The 19,935-nt window shown below is 61.7% G+C and carries 21 protein-coding genes and 2 pseudogenes; 16 read left to right on the top strand and 7 right to left on the bottom strand.

Going from position 1 to position 19,935, the window contains the following annotated elements:
- Positions 1–91: 91 nt before the first annotated feature.
- Entirely contained in the window at positions 92–301 is a 210-nt protein-coding gene (locus tag BBJ66_RS21470) for a hypothetical protein (RefSeq protein WP_004672578.1), read from the bottom strand.
- A 323-nt stretch (positions 302–624) separates the two neighbouring features.
- On the opposite strand from BBJ66_RS21470, the pseudogene BBJ66_RS35415 reads away from it, so the two are divergent.
- Both BBJ66_RS35415 and BBJ66_RS35410 read left to right on the top strand, forming a co-directional pair.
- A pseudogene (locus tag BBJ66_RS35415) lies at positions 625–1,578 on the top strand (hypothetical protein); the annotation flags it as partial.
- A gap of 134 nt (positions 1,579–1,712) precedes the next feature.
- Positions 1,713–3,233 carry a hypothetical protein gene (locus BBJ66_RS35410; RefSeq protein WP_225882927.1) on the top strand — a complete coding sequence of 507 codons (1,521 nt, stop codon included), beginning with the start codon at positions 1,713–1,715 and terminating at the stop codon, positions 3,231–3,233.
- A gap of 208 nt (positions 3,234–3,441) precedes the next feature.
- Here the strand turns inward: BBJ66_RS35410 and BBJ66_RS35405 are convergent, their stop codons facing one another.
- Positions 3,442–3,732: a hypothetical protein gene (locus BBJ66_RS35405; RefSeq protein ID WP_004672580.1), complete on the bottom strand. Its 291-nt coding sequence runs from the start codon at positions 3,730–3,732 to the stop codon at positions 3,442–3,444.
- A 25-nt stretch (positions 3,733–3,757) separates the two neighbouring features.
- Here BBJ66_RS35405 and BBJ66_RS21460 point away from each other — a divergent pair, with 25 nt between their 5' ends.
- From BBJ66_RS21460 to BBJ66_RS21405, 12 genes are all read left to right on the top strand, one after another.
- A complete protein-coding gene (locus tag BBJ66_RS21460) occupies positions 3,758–6,298 on the top strand; it encodes a hypothetical protein (protein ID WP_225882926.1) in 2,541 nt (846 codons plus the stop codon).
- Positions 6,299–6,602: 304 nt separating this feature from the next.
- A complete protein-coding gene (locus tag BBJ66_RS21455; RefSeq protein WP_049731157.1) occupies positions 6,603–6,860 on the top strand; it encodes a hypothetical protein in 258 nt (85 codons plus the stop codon).
- A 50-nt stretch (positions 6,861–6,910) separates the two neighbouring features.
- Entirely contained in the window at positions 6,911–7,387 is a 477-nt protein-coding gene (locus BBJ66_RS21450) for a hypothetical protein (RefSeq protein WP_004672583.1), read from the top strand.
- On the top strand, positions 7,384–8,214 hold the full coding sequence (gene sctJ, locus BBJ66_RS21445; protein ID WP_049731156.1) for a type III secretion system inner membrane ring lipoprotein SctJ: 831 nt from the start codon (positions 7,384–7,386) through the stop codon (positions 8,212–8,214). Before BBJ66_RS21450 ends, sctJ begins: the two co-directional genes overlap by 4 nt.
- A gap of 2 nt (positions 8,215–8,216) precedes the next feature.
- Positions 8,217–8,846 carry a hypothetical protein gene (locus BBJ66_RS21440; protein ID WP_049731155.1) on the top strand — a complete coding sequence of 210 codons (630 nt, stop codon included), beginning with the start codon at positions 8,217–8,219 and terminating at the stop codon, positions 8,844–8,846.
- Positions 8,843–9,406 carry a type III secretion system stator protein SctL gene (gene sctL / locus BBJ66_RS21435; protein ID WP_004672586.1) on the top strand — a complete coding sequence of 188 codons (564 nt, stop codon included), beginning with the start codon at positions 8,843–8,845 and terminating at the stop codon, positions 9,404–9,406. Before BBJ66_RS21440 ends, sctL begins: the two co-directional genes overlap by 4 nt.
- A complete protein-coding gene (locus BBJ66_RS21430) occupies positions 9,399–10,718 on the top strand; it encodes a FliI/YscN family ATPase (protein WP_029875511.1) in 1,320 nt (439 codons plus the stop codon). The genes sctL and BBJ66_RS21430 overlap by 8 nt, the downstream gene beginning before the upstream one ends.
- A complete protein-coding gene (locus BBJ66_RS21425) occupies positions 10,715–11,734 on the top strand; it encodes a FliM/FliN family flagellar motor switch protein (RefSeq protein WP_049731154.1) in 1,020 nt (339 codons plus the stop codon). The genes BBJ66_RS21430 and BBJ66_RS21425 overlap by 4 nt, the downstream gene beginning before the upstream one ends.
- Complete coding sequence (sctR, locus tag BBJ66_RS21420) at positions 11,734–12,387, top strand: type III secretion system export apparatus subunit SctR (protein ID WP_049731153.1); 654 nt, start codon at positions 11,734–11,736, stop codon at positions 12,385–12,387. Before BBJ66_RS21425 ends, sctR begins: the two co-directional genes overlap by 1 nt.
- 65 nt (positions 12,388–12,452) lie before the next feature.
- On the top strand, positions 12,453–12,722 hold the full coding sequence (locus BBJ66_RS21415; RefSeq protein WP_004672590.1) for a flagellar biosynthetic protein FliQ: 270 nt from the start codon (positions 12,453–12,455) through the stop codon (positions 12,720–12,722).
- A gap of 10 nt (positions 12,723–12,732) precedes the next feature.
- Positions 12,733–13,542, top strand: coding sequence for an EscT/YscT/HrcT family type III secretion system export apparatus protein (locus BBJ66_RS21410; protein WP_049731152.1), 810 nt, complete (start codon positions 12,733–12,735; stop codon positions 13,540–13,542).
- Complete coding sequence (locus BBJ66_RS21405) at positions 13,529–14,326, top strand: EscU/YscU/HrcU family type III secretion system export apparatus switch protein (RefSeq protein ID WP_012489462.1); 798 nt, start codon at positions 13,529–13,531, stop codon at positions 14,324–14,326. The genes BBJ66_RS21410 and BBJ66_RS21405 overlap by 14 nt, the downstream gene beginning before the upstream one ends.
- A gap of 60 nt (positions 14,327–14,386) precedes the next feature.
- Here BBJ66_RS21405 and BBJ66_RS21400 read toward each other — a convergent pair whose 3' ends face one another.
- The 4 genes from BBJ66_RS21400 to BBJ66_RS35025 all read right to left on the bottom strand — a co-directional run bounded on the left by BBJ66_RS21400 (position 14,387) and on the right by BBJ66_RS35025 (position 18,514).
- The gene (locus BBJ66_RS21400) at positions 14,387–15,301 is read right to left on the bottom strand and encodes a pectate lyase (protein WP_049731151.1); all 915 of its coding nucleotides are present in this window, start codon (positions 15,299–15,301) and stop codon (positions 14,387–14,389) included.
- A 42-nt stretch (positions 15,302–15,343) separates the two neighbouring features.
- Complete coding sequence (locus BBJ66_RS21395) at positions 15,344–17,275, bottom strand: flagellar biosynthesis protein FlhA (protein WP_049731150.1); 1,932 nt, start codon at positions 17,273–17,275, stop codon at positions 15,344–15,346.
- A gap of 23 nt (positions 17,276–17,298) precedes the next feature.
- Positions 17,299–18,186, bottom strand: coding sequence for a SctD/MshK family protein (locus BBJ66_RS21390; RefSeq protein WP_225882925.1), 888 nt, complete (start codon positions 18,184–18,186; stop codon positions 17,299–17,301).
- 169 nt (positions 18,187–18,355) lie between these two features.
- The gene (locus BBJ66_RS35025) at positions 18,356–18,514 is read right to left on the bottom strand and encodes a hypothetical protein (RefSeq protein WP_004672595.1); all 159 of its coding nucleotides are present in this window, start codon (positions 18,512–18,514) and stop codon (positions 18,356–18,358) included.
- 253 nt (positions 18,515–18,767) lie between these two features.
- Here BBJ66_RS35025 and BBJ66_RS21385 point away from each other — a divergent pair, with 253 nt between their 5' ends.
- Positions 18,768–19,316, top strand: coding sequence for a hypothetical protein (locus tag BBJ66_RS21385; RefSeq protein WP_008534289.1), 549 nt, complete (start codon positions 18,768–18,770; stop codon positions 19,314–19,316).
- A 9-nt stretch (positions 19,317–19,325) separates the two neighbouring features.
- Positions 19,326–19,739, top strand: a complete 414-nt coding sequence (locus BBJ66_RS21380; RefSeq protein ID WP_008534291.1) for a hypothetical protein — start codon at positions 19,326–19,328, stop codon at positions 19,737–19,739.
- A 4-nt stretch (positions 19,740–19,743) separates the two neighbouring features.
- Here BBJ66_RS21380 and BBJ66_RS21375 read toward each other — a convergent pair.
- Positions 19,744–19,935: pseudogene (locus BBJ66_RS21375) on the bottom strand (helix-turn-helix domain-containing protein); the annotation flags it as partial.

Below are 19,935 nucleotides of genomic sequence, written 5' to 3'. Positions count from 1 at the left end.
TTTCTGACAGTTTGCAATGAGAGGGGAAGACGGCGAGCCCGGACGGTGCTGACCAATTTTTATCGGTCAGTGACCCGCTGTCTCTTCACAATCACGATTCATCTATCAGGCCGTCAAACACTTCCACCATCGCATCGCTGATGGCCTTGCCTAGCGCGGCTGCAGCGTTTGCAAGCGCCTCGTCGTCCATATCGCGAGCGGCCATCGCAAAAGCAGTTCCCTCGGACGTTACGATTTCCCGCGCCCGCTCAATTGCCCAAAGGCCGAAGTCGCTGCGGCTGCTGATTTCCACGGTTTCCATGTTGTCTCCTGATTTGTTCGAGAGGACGGCTTATACCGATTTGCCGGACAATGCAGTCTGAAAACCGAGCCCGAGGACCGACTTCGATCTGTCTCGTGAGCGCATTCCCTACGGGACCGTGCTCTATTGCGCCGCACCTTGGCGACTGCGGTGTCACCAGCATTTGTACTGCGGTATAATTTGGAAGCGCTATGTGGGGGTCAATGGTTCAATTTTGCCGCTCCGATAGCACCCATTTGTCATATCACTGAAAAACTTCTGACCTAACGAGGCTTTCCGGGCCTCCGTTCAGGGTGCGGCCGTCGATCAGGAGTGACGAAATCATGTTGCAACGTGTTGGCAGCGGATCGAAAGAGGTCGAAACCCTGGTCGTGGACCTCGGCCAGAAAGACGTGACTGGCCGTTTTGCATCGACAAAAACCATCGACGCCGGCGAAATACGAAAGATCGCGCCGAGCGGTAACGGGCAGGCACTCGACATCTCCGCTGCGCGGGGCTTCGTCGGGTTTACCCAGAGCAAAAGCGGCGCCACCGCGATCCTGGTCGATGCAAAGGTGAGCACGCCCGAAACCGACCCGGGCAACGATCTCAAGATCGACCTGGACGGTTTGAAGAAGGTTGCCGCTTCCGAATTCGGCAGCACCGTGCCCAACAATATCACCCACCTGTTCAACCCGACCATCCAGGCGATGGCCAACCAGCTTTACGGGGGAGACAGCCCCGAGGTGCGCGATCAGTTCAAGGCCGACGTCAAGGCGCTTCTCGGTCCGCTGCTCGACAAGGTCGGTGCCGGAGAGGTCAGTCAGGCTGATCTTGGCGGCCTTCTGGAGCGCCTGACGTCGCAGTTGGCGGCTCCCGGCGGCAAGGAAGTCTGGGGTTACCGCCACGCGGTGCAGACCGCGCTCGAAGGGCTCGTCATGGGCGCCAGCCTGGTCTCGAAGTTGCCGGCCGATGCCGAGTGGGACAAGAGCGTCTCGCCGCTGCCCTCCAGCAATCTCGCCAGCTATTCGTTCAACGACGTCATGGCGGCGATCATGATCGGCACCGGGCTGGCCGGCAAGGGCATTGCCGCCAACGGCTCAGACGGCGGGCGCTTCTTCGCCGGCAGCGGCGGCGACGCCTGGATCGCCGAGCGCATGTTCGCCACCAAGGACAATGGCTGGAGCAAGACCATCCAAAGTCTCGATCTGCCCTATATCGACAGCGACTATCTGACATCCAGCCTCAAGAAGATGGACCTTGTCATGTCGGGCTCGGATGCCATCGAGCCGGTCGTGGAGCGCCCGATCGACGAGAACGACATCCTGGAAAGCAAGGTGCTGCGCGGCTACGCTCCGTCGACCGCCTATGAGCCGACGCTGAAGAAGCTCGACGAACTCAAATACGGCATTCTCGGCGACGCCGTGAAGACGTGAACCGGGATTTCGTCGCGCCCGACAACATGGACCACCTCGACCAGCTGACGCCGGAACAGAAGGCGACGCTGCTCTACGATCTCATCGAGATCAAACAGCAGTTCAATGGCTATATGAACCAGTATGGCGACAGCGTGCCCGATGGCGAGCGCGTCGGCAAGGACCTCGATGCGCGGATCGAAAAGCTGACGGCCGATCCGGCGACGCAGCAGCATCTCTCGGATATCTTCGCGAGCGGCATGAAGGAATATCTGCAGCGACCGGAGAATTCCGATCTGCTCACCAACATCGAGGACGCCTATCTGATCGACATCGGAGGAGGCAAGGCGATCGACCGGGCGCTGAGCGCCGGCAAGAGCTTCGAAGATGCCCTGAAGGATTATTATTCCGAACTCAACACCCTCGTCGATCTCCTGCCCCAGGATTATATCGATGCGCATCTCGACGCCGCGAACGTCACCTTCGCCAATATCGTCAAGGAACATTATATCGGCGACGGCCAGGGTGTCGATCTCGAGCCGCTGCTGTCGGGGCCGGATGACACCTTCGAGCCCGGGGCGACGAATGACGCCATCAGCCAGTTGGCAACTACGTTCGCCGAGGATTTCATCAGCAAAAACGGCCCGGCCGATGGCGGCGAAACGCTGAAACAGAACCTGGCGCAGGATATAGCGCGCGACGTCGACGGCGTTCTGCGGATGGTGCGCGGCGGTATGAAGCTCGACGATGCGCTCGCCTCCTTCAAGGATTCGCTCGATCTGCCGCGCCAGACCCGGACACCTGCCGGCATCGATGCCGAGGTGTACAAGGCCGGTCTGGTGCACGCCGTGCAGATGCTGACGATGTCGAGCGTGCTGGTGGCGCGCGGCCTCGGCGCCGGCGGCAAGTGGACGCCGGCCGATATCGCCGCCGCGGTCGGCTCGGCGACGCAGATCGTCGGCATGACGATGGAAGGTCTCGGCAAGAACCTCGACGTTGCCGGCAAACCGTTCAGCGCCTTCGGCAATCAGCCTGGCAGCTGGGGCAAGGGGATCTCGATGAACTTCTCGCCGAAGACGATTGAAGCGGCAGGCAAGATCCTCGGCGCGGCCGGCGGCCTCGCCATGGCCGGCCTCGGCTTCTATTCGGCGTCGCGGTCGATGAAGGCCGGCGACCGCGCCAAGGGCGCGCTCGAAATAATCGGCGGCATTGCCGGTACCGGCAACGCGCTGATCGGTTTCTCCGAGGCGATGCTTTATCTGACCAATGCCATGTCCCGTGCCTTTTCCGGACTCGCAACGGTGGCGCCGGAAGTCGTGACCATCTTCAGCAGCGCCGCCAAAACCGGCCTTGCCGCGGCCGGACTGGTCACCGGCCTCGTTGCCTCGGCCGTCGGGCTGGCGCTTGGTCTGTGGGATATGGCCAATGGCGTGAAGAAGCTCGACAAAATGGAAAAGCAGCTGAACGAGAAGCTTGAACGCTACACCGGCGAGTCCGTGCATCTCGAATTTGGGCCAGACCCGTCATTCATCTGGTAGAGGCAGAGGGGCGGCAACGATGACCGCCACAGCCTGGGAAATACCCTGCGACCCCTCGGTAAAAATGTGATTTTTGATCTCCAGGCGCGAGGCCGCTGCATTTTATGCAACCGCGATGTCGCGATCGGGCTTGAATTATCACGCAAAGGTCGATCTTATGCCTAACGTAAGGTAAACGACGTCATCCGCGAAAAGCGGAAAAAGAAAATCAAAGGGAACGCATGTCATCGATCGCACCAGCATCTTCGGATATCGATACGGTTTCATTTCTCCGGCTAAACGCCAATTCCGATCCAAAGTCCGAAAATTCCACGAGCCAGGGCAAAACCACGAGCACCACGGTCAAGAAGGCATCGCCTTTTGCCTCTGACGGGACCACGACGGCAGCCCTGACGATTTTCTCCTCTATATCGGCGCAGACGAGCAGTCCGAAGTTCGTTTCGCTGGCCGCCACGTCGAATGGCACGTCCCGCCCTACCGCGCCGATCCAGCCGGTCATCGATCTCCTGTTCAATTCCGATTTCATGAGCGAGATCAATCAGGGCTTCATGGAAGGGCTGAAGGACAAGGACAAATCCTTCGAGAGCATCGACGTCGTCAAAAACCCTCACAATTACACTGCCGAGCAGAAACTGATCATGTATCTCGATCTGCTTCAGACCAAGGCGACCTTCGGCCAATACAAGGACAGCCTCGGCGACAACCAGCGCGGCATCTACAACGACCAGGAGATCCTGAAGGATCTCGACAAGTCGATCGCCATCCTGGGCTCGGACCCCGACGTCAACTCGCTGATGACGGAGAAGGCGCTGAAGGCCTTCAAGCTGATCTTCTCCGGTTATCGCGTGGCGCCGCCCGATACGAACAAGGACGCTTCCGAGATCATCAACGACACGATAACGCGTGACGAGAAGATGAAGGACCTGCGTACGAAGGTCGAGGATGCCTTTGAGCGCGACATCGTCAATGGCGGCCTGCTGAATGACGGTCTCAAATCCGGCAAGGACGTCACCACCATTCTCAAGGAATATAATGCCGCCCTCGGCTTCTATTCCATGGTGCTTCCCGACGATTTCGTAAAGCAGCGCTCGGCGATTGCCGACAAGACCTATGCCGAATTCTTCGACAAGAACGTGCTGCCGACGATCTCCGATCCGACGACGGCGCTCGATGGCCTGATCCGCATGGGACTGGCCGGCAACAAGACCGAGCGGGAACTGAAGGGGCTCGGCTCCATCCTGCCGGTTGTGGATTTCGACCAGTCGCTCGGGCTCGGCGGGAGCCTGTTCCCCGATCTCAAGATCGACCTCGACGGTTTGAAAAAGGTTGCCGCTTCCGAATTCGGCAGCACCGTTCCCAACAATATCACCCACCTGTTCAACCCGACCATCCAGGCGATGGCCAACCAGTTTTACGGGTCAGACAGCCCCGAGGTGCGCGATCAGTTCAAGGCCGACGTCAAGGCGCTTCTCGGTCCGCTGCTCGACAAGGTAGGCGCCGGAGAAATCGGCATCGGCGATCTCGCCGGCAATCTGGAGCGCCTGACGTCGCGCCTGAGCGCACCCGGCGGCAAGGAGGTCTTGGGCTACCGCCATGCGGTGCAGACCGCGCTGGAAGGGCTCGTCATGGGCGCCAGCCTGGTCTCGAAGTTGCCGGCCAATGCCGAGTGGGACAAGAGCGTCTCGCCGCTGCCCTCCAGCAATCTCGCCAGCTATTCGTTCAACGACGTCATGGCGGCGATCATGATCGGCACCGGGCTGGCCGGCAAGGGCATTGCCGCCAACGGCTCAGACGGCGGGCGCTTCTTCGCCGGCAGCGGCGGCGACGCCTGGATCGCCGAGCGCATGTTCGCCACCACGGACAATGGCTGGAGCAAGACCATCCAAAGTCTCGATCTGCCCTATATCGACAGCGAATATCTGACATCGAGCCTCAAGGACATGGGACTTTCCATGTCAGGCCTGATGAAGACGCTGATGCCCGGCACGGATGTGATCGATCCAATCATCGTCGACGGCAAGACCGCCGAAGAGGCGATCAAGAAGATCATCGCCCCGAGCCTCGACGCGCTGGCGGAAACCCTGTTCAAGGGCAATGCCGATGCCATGGCGCAATACAAGACCAATTTCACGACGATCTTCACCGCGCTTTGGGCGACGATGCGACCGGGCGGCAGCGTCGAAACGATCAAGGCCGACCTTGCCAAGCTGATCGACAAGACCGCGACGGCGGCGCCGGCAGGGGTCGATCCTGTCAAATACAAGGCGGCGCTCTCTTCCGGCGTGATGTCGGTGCTTACCGCATCCCGCTCCATCTATGCCGGCCTCAACATGACGAGCCCGACCTGGGACAGCATCGGCATCGTGGTTCTGCACGCCCTTGGCGCTCTCGCGCACATGGGCAGTGCGCTCGGCTCGGCGATCAAAGCCTCGAATTTTTCGCTGCTGGATGGGATCAGTTCACTCGTCGGCGTTTCCGACGAGCTGGCGCGGGCGCAGCGCAGCGTGCTCTCCGCCTTTTTCAAGAATACCGGGACGACGGTTGGCGCCGTTGCCGGCATCGCTTGGCTGCCGGTGGAATATTACCAGTTCCTGCAGGGGCTCACCAGTGGCAAGGGCGATCCGGTCGATCTCATCTTCATGGGTATCGGAACCGCGGCGGACACGGTCGGCGCGATCGAGGGCATCGCAGGCGTTGCCAATATGCTGGTGAATTCCACCTTCCTCGGGCGCACGGGCGCAACGGTAGCGCTCGTCTCCGGCGGCTTCTCGCTCGCCTTCGCGATCGCCGGCGCGGTGTCCTGGGCGGCCTGGGCGGGCTTTGCCATCTACCAGAGCATCAAGCAGGAAAAAGCCTTCCACAAGCAGACCGACATGATGAACGACATGCTTAAGCGCACTGTCAACGACACGGTCGGCATCTACGCCAAAACAGGTCAGCGCGTCGGCGCCAAGGGCGGCGTCGCCCCCGCGCCCCGCGACCCGGAACAGCGCGAGCTGACCCCTGAGAACTGGGACGCGATCATCGCCGATATCGAGAAGCGCCGCGGTACGGCGGTGGGCTGATCCGGGACGCTTTCGCAACACCAAATATCTGGGTACTCACAGGCCCGGTTGGCGTAGAGGCGGTCGGGCCTGTGAACATTTGATAGCAATAAATTTAAGTATGAATTTCATGCGCAATCTGGATATCTGCTGCGCTTTATGGATAAAAACGTTCAATTTTAATATAAAGGTCGAGAAAGTTGTCAAAGCCGATTGTAATTTCCGAAAATTAACCATCGGTTAAGTTTAAACAATTGACCGGCCGTTTTTTTATCCATATCAAATCATGCATTCATTTTGATAACTCCTTGATGGAAGTGCTCATATGGCCGTAGATGCAGTGAATTCCGACCTGAACCTGGCGCCTGCAAACCCTGTCTCGGTGGGGCTGACGACTGATAAGACAGGTTCCAAGGACACCACCGGCAGCACGACGAAAAAGGTCGATCCGAACAGCGAGAGCGAGATACTCTCCGCTGCCGTGGACGCGTTTCTGCCAGGCATGATTTCCAACACCCTGATGCTGAACAATTCGCTTTTCAATTTCGCCAAGGAGGCGATCGACGAAGGCAGCGACGAGTAGCGTTCCCGTTCATCGTTTGCAGTTGACGTGTACCGAGTTGAGGAATTGCAATGAGCGGAGAAGAACTTACCGGCCGCGCCTTTACGCCGCCCGTTGATGGCGTATCGACAGGCAATGTGCTGAAGACCTCGGAGATCGTGGCGGAACGGATCGGGCTGCAGCCGGCGGATTTCGCCGGCCTTCGGCCAACCGAACTCACCTCCATTCCCAACATCCAGGGCCGCAAGATCGCGCCTGAGTCCGACGCCGTCCCGCCCTCCTATTCACCGGAAGGCAATACCAGGCCCTCCAGCATTCTCGACCGGCTGTCGGCATTCTTCATGCCGGTGGCCGGGAACGGCCAGCCGGAGACGCCGCTGGTGCGATTTGCCGCGGACAAGGATCACAGCGGCCCGAAGATCGAAGACATCACGACATCGATCGACCGGCTGGAGAAATCACAGCAATTCGCGACCGGCACGACGCTGCTGTCGTCACTCACCCAGTCGGTGATGTCGTCGTCCAAACGGCTGACGCAGGGCCAGTGAATATCATGATCACATCGGCCCTTGCGAGATCACCGATCACTTCGCCCGCGCGCAAAGTCCTTCCGAAGGCCGCCATGCTCGCCCTCTGCCTGTTCCTCGCCGCCTGCAGCCAGGACGTGCTGACGGGACTCGATCAGCGCGATGCGTTGGATGCTCAGGTCCTGCTCGAACGCGCCGGCATCTCCGTCACCATGAAGAGCGAAAAGGGCGGGACCTATGCGATCGCCGCTGAATCAGCCGATCATGCCCGGGCGATCGAGTTGCTGGCGGACGCCGGTCTGCCGCGTCAGTCGTTCGGAAATGTCGCCGAACTCTTTCCCGGCAACGGCTTCCTTGTGACGCCTTACGAACAAAAAGCCCGGATGAGCTACGCCATCGAGCAGCAGCTTGCCGAAACGCTTTCGGGGCTTGACGGCGTGGCGACGGCGCGCGTCCATGTGGTGCTGCCGGAGGAAAACGGCCGCGGGCTCATCAAGGAAAAGGCGAGGGCGGCGGCCGTGTTGCAATATCGCCCCGGCGCCAATCTCAACGAGATCGACATGAAAAGCCGGTCCGTTCTGGTCAACAGCATCCGTGATCTCTCTTACGAAGATGTCTCGGTGGTGGTCAGCCCCTGGTCGGAGGTCGGCGCGCCGGCGGCCCCGCCGGCAACGGCAGCATCGGCCCCGGCGGCAACCGTGACGCCGGCACCCGCCGCAGCGCCATTCTCGATGGTGCAAAGCGCTCTCTCGGCTTTCAAGGCCCCCAATCTGGCCGTGATCGGCGCAATTATCCTCGCCATCGGGGCATGCCTGCTGCTGCTGTTGCCGCAGCGGAAGGAGCGCTGAGCATGCGCACGCCGCGTTCGGACGGCGAGGCGATCTCGGATGCGGCGAGGATCCGCAGGGCAGCGCTGCTTTCCGCGGATATGCTGACGGCCGCCCGATGGGATGGGACCGCGCCGCTCCTTGCCGATGGGTCTACCCTGTCGCGGCGGCTGCACCGGCGGCTTTTCACGGAGATCGCAGAAGCCCATGGCGACCCCGCCACATTTGCCGACGGCGCCCGCCGCCTGATTTCCATGGACGCGGACGGACTCGCAAAGGCCGCGTTCCGGGCGGGCTTCGCCTATCATCTCGCAGCCTTCTGCCCCGCGGTCGATCGCCCGACCCTTGCGAGGCTCAGGGCCGCCTACGGCGAGGAAGCGGTCGCATTCGCCCTCGGCCACATCAATCTTTCCACGGCAACGCCGCCGCTTGATCTGTTGAGCGAGCAGGCAAGGCATGTCGTCGAGGCCGATGGCTGGTCGATGCTGGCGCTTCTGGCAGACGAATATCGGATCTCTGCGGCATGGCGGTGGGCGGGCTGGCGCGACATGGCCGAAAACGGCTCGGCTTCCCTGTTGAAGAGCCCGGCGCTCGTTCTGGCGACGGCCGCCGTCGACGAGGTCGCCTCCACACAGGAAGGCGCCGGACGATGAGCTCGGGATTTGCACGCCACGACCGCATCATTCCGGCGGAAAACTTCGGCCAGATCAGGGAGGCGGCGCAAATTCTGGCGGCTGCCCGCCAGGACGCCGCCCAATCCCAGGCCACACTTGCAGCCGCCAGCGAGCAGGCCGCCCAAAACGGCTATCGCGACGGGTTCGAACAGGGCGTTCGTGATGCCGCCGCACGGCTTGCCGCCTCGCTCGGAAAAGCCGAACAGGAGATTGCCAATCTCGACAGCTGGGTCGAGGCGGTGGTTCTGAAATCGGTCGGATTGATCCTCGGATCGATGGAGGCCGACGAACGCACCAGGCGATTGGTCCGCCACGCCATATCCCAGACCGCAGAGGCCCAGGAGATCGCCCTCCATGTCGCCCCCGAGGATGCCGCCATGATCGCCCAGGCAATTGCGGATATCGATCATCGCATCACTATCGAAACGGATCCGCTGATGTCTGCCGGCGAGATCGTCCTGGAGACATCGGCGGGACGAAGCCAGATCGGCTTGAAAGACCAGCTCGCCACCGTAATCGAGGCCCTCGTCCATGGCTGACGCATTGCTTCGCATGGAGCGGACGCTCGAACAGACGGACGTGCGACGGCAGAGCGGCCGCGTGACGAGTGTTTCGGGCCTGCTGGTGCGGGCGCTCATCCCCTCGGTTCGGATCGGCGAGCTCTGCGAACTGCATGAGCCGGGCAGGGGCCGCATCGGCCTCGCCGATGTCGTCGGTATCGACGGCGAGACGGCACTTCTCTCGCTTCACGGCGAAACCCGCGGCATCTCCCAGCGCACGGAAATCGTCCCGACCGGCCGGGAGCCGGCGATCTCTGTCGGCAACTTCCTGCTCGGCGCGATCGTCGATGCGCACGGCAACGTCCTGCGTCCCTCCGCCAATCCGGCCGGCGAGGACGCGCGTTTCCTGCAGCCGCTCTACGGCCAGCCGGTCAACCCCTTGTCGCGCCGTCCCATCCGCCAGCCGTTCACCTCGGGAATTGCCGCCCTGGACGGATTGCTGACCTGCGGGCAGGGCCAGCGCATCGGTATTTTCGGCGCGCCTGGCGCCGGCAAGTCGACGCTGGTGTCCCAGATCGTCGCCAACAACAAGGCCGATGTGATCGTCTGCGCCCTGGTGGGCGAACGCGGACGCGAGGTCGGCGAATTCGTTGCCGGCAACATGCCGGAAGGCGTCCCCTCGAATGTGACGCTGGTTGTCGCCACATCCGACCGCCCGGCGCTGGAGCGGTTCAAGGCGGTGATGACGGCAACGGCGATCGCCGAATATTTTCGCGAGCAGGGAAAACACGTGCTGCTCGTCATCGACAGCGTCACCCGCATGGCCCGCGCCTTGCGCGAAGTGGGGCTTGCCGCCGGCGAACCGCCGGTGCGGCGCGGCTTTCCGCCTTCCGTATTCGCCGTCCTGCCGCAAATCTTCGAGCGTGCCGGCAACAGCGCAAACGGCATGATGACGGCTTTCTATACGGTGCTCGTCGAAGGCGAAGAGCAAGACGATCCGATTGCCGAAGAAACCAGATCGCTGCTGGACGGCCATATCGTGCTCTCCGACAAGATTGCCAAGGCAGGCAATTTTCCGGCGATCGATGTGCTGGCCAGCCGAAGCCGGACGATGAGCGCAGTGGTGAGCGAGAGCCATCGCCAGGCAGCCGACAGGCTGCGCGCCCTGCTTGCCCTCTATGACGAGGTGGAACTGCTGATCCGCGTCGGCGAATATCGCCAGGGGCGCGACGCCGCCGTCGACGAGGCCGTCGCCAAACACGGGCTCATCCAGCGCTTCCTGTTTGACGGCCAGGGCAAGCCGCAGCCGTTCGGCGCGATCGTCGAAGCGCTCGAGGAGCTTGTCCGATGAATATCGCCGCGCCCGCATGGCCCCGCTCATCGATGGCCGGGAGCTTCTTTTCCCGTTCCGGCACGACGATGCGCGCCGCCTGGCAAATTCCGGTCCGGGAGCAGACGCTTTCCGTTCGCCCGCTGTCCCCCGATATCGCAGCCGCGCGGATTGCCGATCCAGTCGGCATTCTCTGCCGCGTCGGCGAACGGGAGCAGATGCTGATTGCGTCGGCCGGCGCATTGTGGTTGCTGGCCGAAAGGCTTGAACCGCTGCTCCTCTGGGAAAAACTGTCACCGCACGAACAGGCGGCGGTGGTCGAACATCAGTTCGTCGAGGCCTTCGAGGAAATCGAGAACAAGATCGGCATCAGCCTGTCGCTGCTGCAGATCGGTGCAGAGCCGCAGCCGGATTTCAGCGGCAATTTCGGCTTCGAAATCGGCTGGAGCGGCATGAGCCTGCCCTTGAGCGGCCGTTTCGATGAAACCTTCCTTGCCGGCCTCGTCGGCTGGGCAAGCCGCCTACCGCGCCGCACGCTCAATGCCCTGACGACGGCGGTCAACATCCGGCGCGGTTATGCCGTGCTGTCGGTCGGTCAGATCAAATCCCTGCGATTGGGGGACGGCATCGTCATCGATGGGGGGGCAGCGGAGACCGTGGTCGCGATCACGGGTGAACGTTACCTTGCAACCTGCATGCGCTCGGACAAAGGCGCGGTCCTCACCGAGCCGCTCCTGTCGACGCCAACCGGACCAATGAGGCATTTCATGACGAATGACACCGTCGATCAGGAATTGCAGGGCGAGCCGCGTCCGTCGCCTGTCGATAGCATCCCGATCAAGCTGGTCTTCGATGCCGGACGGCTGGAGTTGCCGCTGCGCGCACTCGAGACGATCGGCGAGGGCTATGTGTTCAACCTCGACAGGCCATTGTCGGACGCCGTCGATATCATCGCCCAGGGCCGCATTATCGGACGGGGCGAAATCATTTCCGTGGATGGGTTGAGCGCCGTTCGCGTCACGGCGCTGCACGACTGATGGAACAGAGCTTTCCTCTTGCCCAGAGCCTCGCGGCAATGGCGGCGATCTCGATGCTGCCGGTCATTGCCGTGATCGCAACCTCCTTCACCAAGATTTCAGTCGTCCTGCTGATCGTGCGCAATGCGATCGGCATCCAGCAGACGCCGCCGAATCTCCTGGTCTTTGCGATTGCCATCGTGCTATCGGCCTTCGTGATGAACCCGGTGCTGCAAAACAGCTGGCAATTGTTGCTCGCCCATAGCGGCGATTTCGGCACGGTCAGTGGCATGGCGGACGGCATGATCAAAGTGGCAGCGCCGCTGAAGGATTTCATGCTGAAATTTTCCGACGCCGAGGTGCGCGACTCTTTCGTGCAGGCGTCGCAGAAGATCTGGGCAAACGCGCCGGCAACCCCCATTGCCTCCGACGATATCACCGTGCTGACGCCGAGCTTCCTCGTTTCGGAACTGACGCGGGCCTTTGAAATCGGATTTCTGATCTATCTGCCCTTCCTGATGATCGACTTCGCCGTCTCCGCCATTCTGGTGGCGCTCGGCATGCAGATGATGTCCCCGACCGTGGTGTCGACACCGCTGAAGCTGCTGCTGTTCGTCTCGATCGACGGCTGGCGGCGATTGCTGGAAGGTCTGGTGCTGTCCTATGCGCAGTGAGCATCGCGCCTTGACGAAAGCCCCGGTTCGAGCGCCTGCCGCGCCCACGCGAAAGGCCTGCCGTCATGGGTGAAGACCAGGTCGCAGCCGAAATCGGCATGTCCGTCATGGCGACCTTCGCCTTGGCCGGCCCCATTCTAGGCCTGGCCGCGCTTCTCGGGCTGATCATCGCCATTTTCCAGGCGGCAACGCAAATCCAGGAGCAGACCATCGCGCAGATCGTCAAGATTTTCGTGATCTCCATCACCCTGCTGCTGTTCGGCCGGGTGCTGGCAACGCCGCTGATCGAACATTCCGTTCATATCCTGAACGACTTCCCGACCATGGTTCAGTGAGGCGGGGCGGATGGGGCCGGATCATCTTCCGCTCGTCGGCATCGAGGTCGCGGTACCGGCCGCGGCGATGCTCGGCGCCGCCCGCGCGCTCGGGATCCTGCTGATCTTCCCGATCTTCTCGCTGTTCAGCATCGTCGGCATTCTGCGTTTCGGCCTGGCAATCGGCCTTTCGGCGCCCTCCGTCGCCTTCGCCTATTCGGTGCTGGCTCTCGGAGATACGTCCTGGTTCGATCTGGCCGCCCTTTCGATGAAGGAACTTTGCTTCGGGGCGCTTATCGGCATGGGGCTCGGCATTCCCTTTTGGGCGGCCCAGGCGGCGGGTGATATGACCGATGTCTATCGCGGCGCCAATGCCGCCAATCTCTTCGACCAGATCAACGCGCTGGAAACCGCGCCGCTCGGTTCGCTGATGATGTCGATCGCCCTGGTGCTTTTCGTCAGCGCCGGCGGCATCATCGATCTGGTCGCGATTTTCTACAAGTCGTTCGAGTTCTGGCCGCTCTTCAAGCTCATGCCCGCCATGCCCGACGATCCGCTCGACATGATCCTCGGTGTATTCGGCCGGCTGTTCAAAGCGGCCGGATTGCTTGCCGCCCCGTTCATGATCGTCACCTGCGCGCTCGAATTGTCGCTGGCCTTCGTTGGCCGATCGTCGAAACAATTCCCGCTGAACGATAGCCTGCCGGCCATCAAGAACTTCGCGGTCGTGGTCATTCTCGTCATCTACACGGCCTTTATTTCCAGCTATTTCCACGATCTCTGGATCGACGGATTCAACGAGGTGAAAGCCATGCTGGAGGTGACCCATGGCCAAAAATGACGATACCGAGGAAAAAACCCTGCCGCCGAGCCGGGTGAAGCTCGATCGGCTCCGGCGCGAGGGCCAGGTTCCCCGCTCGAAGGAAATCCCGGTTGCGATCTCCGTCCTTGCCATCGCCGTCTACGTCACCTGGGGCTTGCCTGCTATCCTCGAGGATTTCACCCGCAGTTTCGATAGCGGCCTGCAGTCCGCCGGACGGGCCGACCTCTCCGACGCCGTCACTGTCGGCTTGAGCGAAACCGGCGTGGCGCTGCTCGATCTCATCTGGCTGCCGCTTGCCACGGGTCTTGCCGCGACCATCCTGGTGTCGATCCTCGACGGGCAGGGGTTTCCCGTATCGTTCAAACATATGAGCTTCGATTTCACCCGGCTCAATCCGTTCGAGGGCATCAAGAGGCTTTTTTCGCTCGCGAGCATCGCCGAGTTCGTCAAGGGGCTCGTCAAGTTTGTCCTGCTCGCCACCGCCGGCGGCGGTGCGATCCTCTATTTCCTCAACAGCATCTTCTGGTCGCCTCTTTGCGGAGAAGCATGCACGCTCTCCGCGACAGCCCATCTCCTCGGCTCGATCCTCGTCATTGCCGCCGGCATCATGGTGGCCGCGGCGTTTTTCGATATCCGCATTTCGCGCGCGTTGTTCAGGCACGAACACCGCATGACCAAGACCGAGGCGCGGCGCGAATACAAGGATACCCAGGGCGACCCGAAGCTGAAATCGGCGCGCCGGCAAATCGGCGCGGAAATGCGCAGCAGCCCGCCGCGCAGGCAAGGACCAGGCCGGCAATGAAAAGCGGGAGCCTAAGCCGCCCGCTTGATCTTCGCTTTGCGGTTCCGGTGGTCGGGCGTCTCAGACGCCCGATTGGTTGTCACCTACACGCGTCCAGTTCTTCACATCGTCCAGCGTGATATCGGAGAGGAACGTCACACTGGCAAGTGAGCTGTCGGTGCGGAAGACGTTGCTGCCGTGGGAGAACGCCCCGCCATCGATGGTGACGTCGGCGTCGATCTGCTTGCCGCCGTTGGTGCGCACGAGCGTGGTAAAGCCGTCAGCGACGAAATCCTTCAGATAGAACCTCGTGTCGGCATTGATCTGGAAGATCTTGTCGGTCGCGCCCTTGGCGGAGCCACCGACAATAGTGACGTCGCCGGCGCTTTTTACCGTCAGCGCATTCTCGCCGACATTCTGCCAATTGACGTTTTCGAGCGTCGCGCCGCCATAAACGTGGATTCCGTCGGCGCCATTCTCGCCGAGATTGACATTCTTGAGCGTCGCGCCGTTCTTGAGAATGAACAGCGGCGATTGGGTTTCGGACTGGCCGCCATCGCCGAGCTTGGACGAGGCCGTATAGGTCGCGCCCTTGCCGTCGAACACGCCGCCATCCACGACGATCGGCTCGTTGACGACGATGACGCTGCCCTCTTTCGAGAGGTCGGGTTTTTCCGTCGTGGTCTGCAAAGTCGTGGCCTGTTTCTCGTCGGATGGATCCACCTTCTTGGAGTGGGATTGCCAGTTGATGTGCTTGCGCAGCAGATCCTTGGGGTCGGAATCCATGCCGTTTTCCGACGTTTCCCGCGACTTCGGCACATAGGAGGTCAGCGTCGGCGGGTTGCCGGAGAAATCTTCGAAGGGCGAGACCTTGCGGGTTCGGATGGCGGTGAAATCCGTGTCGGCCCTATTGCTGCCGCCAAGGCAATCGGACTCAAGGTCGAAACGGGAGGTTCTGTCGAAGTCTATGGGCCTTTGTCCATCTACGCCACACATTGCATTCATCCCCAGTTGGTCTCGTCTACTTCACTTGCTCTATCAGCCCGGCCTTTGTTTGGAGCCGGCAGCGTTCCGGATTTGCCCGATCTCTCCGATGGTTTCGATCGTTATATCCCTGTCGATCTCCTCCGCCGCCAGCACCGGAATGCGGCAGTTGTGGTGGATCATCAGCGTCTGGGTGAGCAGGCGCCACTCGCCCGGCACGATGATGATGGGATCGTATCCCCGCTCGTTGGCGTCCTCGAGAGCCTGCCTGGCTTTCTCGGCCAGCAGGCGCAGCCTTTCGGCTATCTCGATCTTCTCGGTCGCTCCAGCGGCGTCATAGGAGCGGATGAAGTGGTCCCATTCGGCGGGAAGCACCAGCGCCGGCAGCAATCCGCGCCGGTCGAGAAGCCCGAAGGCGATCTGCTTGACCAGCGCGGCGCGCGCCATTTCGGCCAGGGCATCCGGCGCGTGATCGGTGCCGGCGTGCAGCATCACTTCCAGCAGTCCGCGCGGCTGGGAAAGCGTCAGGCCGGAATCCAGCAGGCGTCTGACGACCGCGACCGTCAGCATCAGCGGCACCTGGGTGGCGACGTCGATCGCCAGTTTGCCGAGACGCGGTTCGAGGCTGCCCAGCCATTGTGCCGCGTCGTCGACGCTGAACAGGGCGCCGATATGGCGGCGGACGATGCGCACGATGTCGTCGGCAATCTGTTCGGCCGTCCGTTCGGGACCGCAGCTGACGAGACCGGCGGGCACGTTTTCGACCTGAAGGTGGATCAGATCCTCGGCCATGCGGGGATCGGCGTTGAACGTCGGCACCGTCACGGAGACGCCGACGGCGCGCGCCGCCATGCGGATCCGCCCGTCCAGCATTTCGCCGAGTCGCATCGCCTCAAGCCGCGCCAGCGTTTCCACCGCGACGGTGGCGATGACGGGATCGCCATATTTCGTCCTGTCGAGCGGATAGGAATTGGCGCTTTCCACGGCATTTGCCGATCCGGCCGCGGCTGGGCCGGCGCGCCGGCGATGCACCATGAAGGCAAGGCCCGCCAGACACAGGCCGATCGCGCCGAGCACGCCTGTGGGAAATCCCGGCACGAAGCCCGCGCAGATCGTCAGCGCCGCCGCAATCGCCAATGCACGGGGCTCCCGGAAGAGTTCGCGGCCGATATCGCTGCCGAGACTGCCGTTGCCGTCATCGGACACGCGGGTCACGACGATACCGGCCGAGACTGCCATCAGAATGGACGGAATCTGCGACACCAGACCGTCGCCGATCGACAGCAGCGTATAGAGATGGGCGGCCTCGGCGAAGCTCAGGCCCTTCTGGAAGATACCGATCGCCAGGCCGCCGATGAGATTGACGGCGACGATCACCAATCCTGCGACCGCATCGCCCTTGACGAAGCGCATCGCGCCGTCCATCGCCCCGAAGAACTGGCTCTCCTGTTCGAGGCGCGACCGGCGCTTCTGCGCGGCTTCCGTGGTGATATGGCCGTTACGCAGGTCGCTGTCGATGGCGAGCTGCTTGCCGGGCATGGCGTCGAGCGTGAAACGCGCGCCGACCTCGGCGATGCGCTCGGCGCCCTTCGTCACCACGATGAACTGCACCAGCGCCACGATCAGGAAAATGATCAGCCCGACGACGACATTTCCCGCAACGACGAAATCGCCGAAGGCCATGATGATCTCGCCGGCATCGGCGTCCGCCAGCACGAGCCGGGTCGAGGAAATCGTCAAGGCCAGGCGGAACAGCGTGCCGATCAGAATGACCGCGGGAAAGGTCGAGATTTCAAGCACGCTCTTCAGATAGGTCGTGGTGATCAGCACCACGAAAGCGAAGGAGAGATTGAAAGCGATCAGCACGTCCAGAACGATTGTCGGAAGCGGCAGCACCAGCATCGTCACGACGGAGGCGAAAAACACCGCAAGCAGCATATCGGTGCGTTGCGCAAGCATGGCGATGGCGGATGACCTTACCTTCATGATCCGGCTTCCGACGCCATCGCCTATTCTTGTTCGCTGCTGGAAATTTCGGCGAGCTTCGGCTCGGCACTGCCGGCGGGGGCGAAATTGACCGTATCGTCCTCACTGTCGCGGGAAACGGTCATCTGGTCTTTGCCGATCTCCTTGATCCGCCAGCCGCTCGAAACGACATCGCCTTCCTCGTAGCGGCGGCCGTCGGAGCCGATGATGAATCTGACGGGCGTATAGCCGGCGGCGGCGACGAAGCCGTCGAGACCGGAAGAGAGGGCGGTGAGATCGACGATGGAAACGGAACCGCGCCGGCTCATCGAGGCGATGATGCTGCGCAGCTTGGCCTTGTCGGGCAGGCAGAGAGGGCGCGATCCTTCGCCGATGCGAATCTCGTCGGCGGTGGCGACGATGCTCAGATCTTGGGGAAGCTGAGCCATACGAATGACCTGGCGGATTTCGGCAGCAATTGCCGCCGATGACGGCGCCGGTTCCGGCGCGGCGGAAACCCTGACGAGCGGGGCTTCGTGAGCCGGCGCATCGCTGTTGTAAAGCCCGGCCAGCAAAAGCAACGCCGCCAGCCCGAGAAGGCCGGCAGCCGCAATCCGGCGTGGCGCGAACCGCACGCGCCCGGCGCCGAGACCTTCGAGTTCGCAGGCCGTGCCGTCGAAGGAGATGGTCTGCCTCTTCGTAAGGGTCATCGTCCGATCGCGTGGGATGGAACGACCGTTGATCACGACGTCATCCCGCAGCGCGGTCAACGACACCGTGTCGGAGCCGCGGGAGCGCTGCAAACTGATGGCAAAGGCGGGTTCTGGTTTGGCGCCGAGGATGATCAGGTCGCAATCGGCGCTGCCGCCGACCACCTGCCGCTCCGCCGTCAGCGGCAGATTGGAGCTGCGCCCGGCACGCGTGATGCGCAAGACCGGTCCGCCGCTGCCTGACGCAGCGTTGCCGGCGTTACCTCTGAATGTCGGCGAAGAGGAATCTAGATCCATAACCATCTTGTTCCCGAACCGTCCGTCGAGCGGCTTTTATTGTCTTCGAGAGCGGGGAAGCGAGACGGGCGAACCCGTCTCGCCATTGTTTCAATCAGCCTGGGCCGATCTTCTTGATGGCGTTTGCGACGCCGTTGATCTTGGTGATTTCGGTTGCAACCTTCAGGCTCTGCTCGGTCGCTTCGTTCTGGGCCGACTTGAAGGCGGAAATCGCCGAGCCGATGCCCGCATCAAGTGTCGAAGTACTAGCCATGTCTTGAACTCCTTGCATGGTTTTGGCGGCCAGAGCCTTGCAGAATTCAAGATCGAATTCAATAGCTTATGTTAAAAAGTTATTAATTCGCGATATGTACAACAAATGCGCGAAATGGATATCCGTCCTGTTCCCAGCGGACCGATGATCTGCAACAGTAGATCAGATAATTATTAATAGATTGGATTTCGCAGCCCTGCCTTCATTCGTTCATTAGTTGTCGGGCGATATCCGGATCGTGAGGTAAACTCAGATGTTTGCGCGTTTTGTTTACATGGCCGCTATCGGACTGCTGGCCTCCTTTCCTCCACCGGCCGGCGCCAGCGAGCGGGAGGTGCGCCTGGATGTCGTCTCCCTGCCGCTTGGCGATGTCGTCCAGACGCTGTCCTTCATGTCCGGCATCCCGGTCACGACAGTCGGGACGCTGAGCGGCAAGGTCGAGCACTGGTCCGTCCGGGAAAGCGGAGCCAAGGCCTTTGTCAAGCTTGGCGATGCCAGCAATCTCTTCGTCGCCTATGACGGCAGCCGCATCATCATCGCGCCGAAGCAGGAGGTCTCCACCGTTGTCCTCGATCGCGGCGGCCGCAGCTGGAAGACCGAGCAAAACGCCATTCGCGCGCTGTTCCCGCTGCTGCCGGACGATGCGCTGCGTGAAGATCCCGCCAGCGGCTTGGTGCTGGTGCGCGGGCCCGCCGTCTTCACCAAGGCCGTCGAAGACGTGCTGAGCCGGCAGCAAGCCGACAGCATCAAGGTCATCAAGGGCGGCCAGCTGGAAATCCTGACGACGAACAACGGTGCCTGAGCGGCTGATATGAAGGCGTTGAAATCTCTCAGGCAGTTGCTGCAGATCCGCAGCCTGCGGGCGGACAATCTTTCCCGCAGCCTCTCCGAGGCGCGGGCGGATGCCGAAAGCGCGCGGGAGCGGGAAACGAAAGCCTCCGAAGCGCTCGACATCGCGGCAAGCCGGGCCGCCGGCAATCCTGTCGTCGACGTATTGCGCAAGAGTGGTGTCATCGCCGCCGCCGAGCTTCAGGACGCGCTGATGCGACAATCCGTATTGCGCAGCCATGAAGCCGATGCCGGCCTATCGCTTGCGCAACACAAAGCCGCCCGGCGCGCCGCGCAAGAGCGGGCAGAACACGTCGCCGCCGATTTTTCGCGAGCACAGAAGGCGGTATTGCGCGTCGAATTTTCGCTTGAAGCAGCGGAGAAAATCGACCGGTAGGGAGCTAAGAACCAGCAGATGAACCAACCGGCTTCTGTTCTTCCATCTCTTCATCGACAATCGAGCTGACGAGGGCAACGACCCGGCTGCGCACACGCGGAGAAAGGAGCAAAACGTCGTCTATCAGACGCCGTCCCTCCGCCGTGGAAATGTAGGCAATCTTCTCATCGATCTCTGTTATGATTTGCTGGCCCTG

This window comes from Rhizobium sp. RSm-3 (assembly GCF_001854685.1).
Classification (GTDB): Bacteria; Pseudomonadota; Alphaproteobacteria; order Rhizobiales; family Rhizobiaceae; genus Rhizobium; species Rhizobium ecuadorense.
Note: the sequence above shows the minus strand (reverse complement) of the source record. Positions and strands in the feature narration are given on the sequence as shown.

Bases quoted from the DNA above. Each gene is read 5' to 3' on its own strand.
- BBJ66_RS21470 (WP_004672578.1), bottom strand. From the start codon at position 301: ATGGAAACCGTGGAAATCAGCAGCCGCAGCGACTTCGGCCTTTGGGCA.
- BBJ66_RS35405 (WP_004672580.1), bottom strand. From the start codon at position 3,732: ATGACCGGCTGGATCGGCGCGGTAGGGCGGGACGTGCCATTCGACGTG.
- BBJ66_RS21460 (WP_225882926.1), top strand. From the start codon at position 3,758: ATGAGCGAGATCAATCAGGGCTTCATGGAAGGGCTGAAGGACAAGGAC.
- BBJ66_RS21455 (WP_049731157.1), top strand. From the start codon at position 6,603: ATGGCCGTAGATGCAGTGAATTCCGACCTGAACCTGGCGCCTGCAAAC.
- BBJ66_RS21450 (WP_004672583.1), top strand. From the start codon at position 6,911: ATGAGCGGAGAAGAACTTACCGGCCGCGCCTTTACGCCGCCCGTTGAT.
- BBJ66_RS21440 (WP_049731155.1), top strand. From the start codon at position 8,217: ATGCGCACGCCGCGTTCGGACGGCGAGGCGATCTCGGATGCGGCGAGG.
- sctL (WP_004672586.1), top strand. From the start codon at position 8,843: ATGAGCTCGGGATTTGCACGCCACGACCGCATCATTCCGGCGGAAAAC.
- BBJ66_RS21430 (WP_029875511.1), top strand. From the start codon at position 9,399: ATGGCTGACGCATTGCTTCGCATGGAGCGGACGCTCGAACAGACGGAC.
- BBJ66_RS21425 (WP_049731154.1), top strand. From the start codon at position 10,715: ATGAATATCGCCGCGCCCGCATGGCCCCGCTCATCGATGGCCGGGAGC.
- sctR (WP_049731153.1), top strand. From the start codon at position 11,734: ATGGAACAGAGCTTTCCTCTTGCCCAGAGCCTCGCGGCAATGGCGGCG.
- BBJ66_RS21415 (WP_004672590.1), top strand. From the start codon at position 12,453: ATGGGTGAAGACCAGGTCGCAGCCGAAATCGGCATGTCCGTCATGGCG.
- BBJ66_RS21410 (WP_049731152.1), top strand. From the start codon at position 12,733: ATGGGGCCGGATCATCTTCCGCTCGTCGGCATCGAGGTCGCGGTACCG.
- BBJ66_RS21405 (WP_012489462.1), top strand. From the start codon at position 13,529: ATGGCCAAAAATGACGATACCGAGGAAAAAACCCTGCCGCCGAGCCGG.
- BBJ66_RS21400 (WP_049731151.1), bottom strand. From the start codon at position 15,301: ATGTGTGGCGTAGATGGACAAAGGCCCATAGACTTCGACAGAACCTCC.
- BBJ66_RS21395 (WP_049731150.1), bottom strand. From the start codon at position 17,275: ATGAAGGTAAGGTCATCCGCCATCGCCATGCTTGCGCAACGCACCGAT.
- BBJ66_RS35025 (WP_004672595.1), bottom strand. From the start codon at position 18,514: ATGGCTAGTACTTCGACACTTGATGCGGGCATCGGCTCGGCGATTTCC.
- BBJ66_RS21385 (WP_008534289.1), top strand. From the start codon at position 18,768: ATGTTTGCGCGTTTTGTTTACATGGCCGCTATCGGACTGCTGGCCTCC.
- BBJ66_RS21380 (WP_008534291.1), top strand. From the start codon at position 19,326: ATGAAGGCGTTGAAATCTCTCAGGCAGTTGCTGCAGATCCGCAGCCTG.